The following is a 3,529-nucleotide window of genomic DNA, read 5'->3' as shown; positions in this document are numbered from 1 at the left end:
CCGGTCATGCGGGTCGAGAAGGACGGCGTGTACGTCGCTGTCGCGTCGAAGGGCGGCGCGCCCGAGAACCCGGCCTGGTACGACAACTTCGTCGCCCACCCGGAGGTCGACCTCCAGGACGGGCCGGAGGCGAAGTCCTATCGCGCCCGGATCGTCGAGGGCGAGGAGCGCGCCCAGTGGTGGGACCACGCGGTGGCGACCTGGTCGACGTACGCGTCGTACCAGGAGAAGACCGACCGGGAGATCCCCGTCTTCGTCCTCGAACCGATCGACTGAGCGATCAGGCGTTCGCGATCGTCACTGCGAGGCCACACAGGTGGCCGAGCCGGGCGATCTCGGAGTCCGCGAACTCCGGGCCGCCACGACGGCCGACCACGACGATCTCGTTGCCGTCGAGACGGGCAGCGGCGAAGAGGGTGACCTCGTCCTCGGGTGACTCGAGGCGCTGCGGGGTCTCGATCTCGATGAACTCGAACTCGTCCGGAGCGGCACCGGTGCCGTAGACGACACCCTTGGCGCGGTGCACGCGGGCGCCCCAGTCGACGCGGAAGGTCGCGGGCAGCAGGTCGATCAGCTTGTCGAACGCCGTGTCGGGTGACGCGGTGAGCTCCTCGACCGCCTCGAGGTCCATCACCAGGCTGCCGCCGGCGGGGTAGCGACTGATCCAGAGCACCTCGACACCGTCGAGCGAGGTGCACGCCGAGACCACCGAATCGGGCATCATGCCCTGGTTCAATTCGAGCAGGACATCATCGACTGCGGTGCCGTCATCGCGCTTCTCGACGATCTCGATCGCCTCGATGTCGCCCCCGGCCATACCGATCGCCGTCGCGACGCGACCCAGCGAACCGGGGACGTCGGGCAGCAGTACGCGCAACAGGAACGGCATGATTGGACACTAACCCGCGCGCGTTTCGGCGTGGTTGCGGGGCCACGCGTTGGTCGTCACAGCCGCTGGCGCAGGCCGGTCGCCCGCTGCGCCGTGGTGTCCACGGCAGCGCGTACGGCGGCCTCGGAGCCGACCACGACGACGCTCTCCTGGGCGCGGGTGACCGCGGTGTAGAAGAGCTCGCGGGTCAGCAGCCGCGAGTCGGCCTCGGGCAGCAGCACCGCGATCCGTCGCGCCTGGCTGCCCTGGCTCTTGTGGATCGTCATCGCGTGCATCGTGTCGATCGCGTCCAGGCGGGCGGGCGCGAAGGATCGCGGTGCGTCCGCGCCGGCGATCCACGCGCGGGGACGACCCTGGGCGTCGGCGACCACGACGCCGGTCTCGCCGTTGTAGATGTCGAGGGCGTAGTCGTTGCTGGTCACCAGGAGCGGGCGGCCGGCGTACCAGGCGGAGCCCAGCGGAGCGCCGAGCTCTGCGGCCAGCCACTGCTCGACGTGGTGGTTCCAGACCCGGACACCGTGCGGGCCCTCGCGATGGGCGCAGAGCAGCCGGAACCCGTCGAGCGCCGCGATGGCGGCCGCGGGGCCTTCGTCCTCCGCAGCTCGCCGGACGGCCAACGCGGAGGCCGTGCACTCGGCGCGCAGGGCCGTCACCGGGTCGTCGGTCTCGACGTACTCGACCTCGCCGGTGCCGGCGCGCAGCACCTCCAGCACCCGGTCGGCGGCGTCGGGGCCGTCGTCGCGCAGGGCGGCTGCGAGGCCCTTGATCTCCTCGGTGGAACGGTGGTTCTCGGTGAGCGCCACGACCGGTGAGTCGTCGTGGCCGGCAAAGCCGCCGACGAGGTCCGAGAGGACGGCGCCGGCGCCGACCGAGGTGAGCTGGCGCGGGTCGCCGACCAGCACGAGCCGCGTCTCCGGACGCACCGCGTCGAGGAGGCGGGCCATCATCGTGAGGTCGACCATCGAGGCCTCGTCGACCACGACCAGGTCGTACTTCAGCCGGTTGCCGCGGTCGTGCCGGAACCGGGTCGTGTTGTCCGGGCGCCAGCCGAGGAGCCGGTGCAGCGTCATCGCCTCGGGTGCCGGGACCTGGTCGGGTCCGTCGCCGAGTGCGCCCAGGGCGCCGAGCTCGGCGCCGACCGCCTCCTGCAACCGGGTCGCCGCCTTGCCGGTCGGCGCCGCGAGGGCAACCGACATCCGGCGGGCGTGGTCGACGCGGAACTGATCGGCCAGCGCCAGCACCAGCCGGGCCACGGTGGTGGTCTTGCCCGTCCCGGGGCCGCCGGTGAGCACGGTGGTGCGGTGGCGGGCGGCGTGCTCGACGGCCCGGGCCTGCTCCTGGCTCAGGTGGTCGCCGCTGACCCGCTGCAGCGTTGCGGTGAGGGCGGCCTCGTCGATCGGAGGGCGGCCGAGCGCGATCCGCTCGGCCAGGTCGTCGGCGACCTGGCGCTCGAGCCGGTGGTAGCGGTCGAGGTAGACGAGTCCGAGCTCGTGGTGGATGACGCCGCCCGTCACGAGGGGGGACGCGTCGATGGCCGCGGCCCACTCGGTGAGCTCGGGCCACTCGCCATCGACACCGAGCTCGACCAGGTCTGGCAGGCCTTCGAGGTCGAGCCCGACGGAGCCGGCGCGTACGGACCGGACCGCCAGCGCGACGGCCAGCTTGACCCGCTCGTCGCTCTCGCCGCCCAGGGCGGCGACCCGTTCGGCGACGCGGACGTCGGCCGCATCGATCACACCGGCAGCGTTGAAGGCGCCGAGCGACCCGGCCACCCGGCGCGCGACCCGCGGGTCGTGGGGCGAGGTCGCCTCGAAGAGTCCGGTCATCGGTGCACCCCTTCCAGCGACCCGTCCAGCAGGTCGGACAGGTCGGTGACCAGCGCGGCCGGCGGCTGCCAGGTGAAGATGCCACACGGCTCGCCGTCGACGGACGGGTTCTCGGGTCCGCACATGCCGCGCAGGTAGAGGTAGGCGACGCCGCCGAAGTGCAGCTCCGGGTCGTACCCGGGCTGGCGCCAGCGCAGGAACCGGTGCAGCACGACGGCGTACAGGAGGGCCTGGAGCGGGTAGTCCGAGTGGCCCATCGCGTCGACCAGCTCCGAGGGTCGGTACGACGCCGCCGTCAGGGGCTCCTCGCGCGGACCGAGCCAGTTGGTCTTGTAGTCGACGATCACGTAGCGGGGGGACTCGGGCTCCCCGAGCCTGAGCACGACGTCGACCGAACCGGTGAGGTAGCCGCGCAGCGTCTGGTCGCCGAGCAGCGGGTTGTCGAGCGACTCCGCGTAGGCACGGACGGGGTCGCCCTCGGGCAGGTGGCGGCGCAGCAGGCCGGCGATGTCGCCGAGCAGGACGGTCGCCTCCCCTGGTGCTTCGGCAGCATCACCCCCGGCGAGCGGCAGCTCGAAGTCGAGCTCGCAGAGCCGGTCACGGACGCCGATCCGGCGTAGCGTCGTACCGTCCATCAACGGACCGAGGGGCGTGTCGAGGACGGCGACCAGGGCGTCGGCCAGCTCCCCGGGCTCGACCGGGACCGGCCACCACGTCAGCTGTTCGTCGATCTGGGCCAGCAGCTCGCCACGCAGGTCGGCGGCGGTGGGGTCGGTGTGCTCGAGGACGGCGTGGACGAGGGAGCCGAACGTGG

The 3,529-nt window shown here is 72.4% G+C and carries 4 protein-coding genes; 1 reads left to right on the top strand and 3 read right to left on the bottom strand.

The window, feature by feature from the left end:
- The coding region (locus tag ACOADB_RS16770) for a nitroreductase/quinone reductase family protein (RefSeq protein ID WP_378600857.1) at positions 1 to 276 on the top strand (276 nt) is incomplete at its 5' end.
- Between the two features lie 4 nt (positions 277 to 280).
- Here ACOADB_RS16770 and ACOADB_RS16765 read toward each other — a convergent pair.
- The 3 genes from ACOADB_RS16765 to ACOADB_RS16755 all read right to left on the bottom strand — a co-directional run.
- The gene (locus tag ACOADB_RS16765) at positions 281 to 880 is read right to left on the bottom strand and encodes an ACT domain-containing protein (protein ID WP_420280971.1); all 600 of its coding nucleotides are present in this window, start codon (positions 878 to 880) and stop codon (positions 281 to 283) included.
- 65 nt (positions 881 to 945) lie between these two features.
- Positions 946 to 2,715 (bottom strand): exodeoxyribonuclease V subunit alpha, encoded by a 1,770-nt coding sequence (gene recD, locus ACOADB_RS16760; protein ID WP_378600851.1) that lies wholly within the window; start codon positions 2,713 to 2,715, stop codon positions 946 to 948.
- The coding region (locus tag ACOADB_RS16755; RefSeq protein WP_378600848.1) for a PD-(D/E)XK nuclease family protein at positions 2,712 to 3,529 on the bottom strand (818 nt) is incomplete at its 5' end. The genes ACOADB_RS16755 and recD, both read right to left, overlap by 4 nt.

The organism is Nocardioides sp. CPCC 206348 (genome assembly GCF_048654705.1).
GTDB lineage: Bacteria > Actinomycetota > Actinomycetes > Propionibacteriales > Nocardioidaceae > Nocardioides.
The sequence above is the reverse complement of the archived record's forward strand: the minus strand, read 5'-3'. Positions and strand labels throughout refer to the sequence as shown.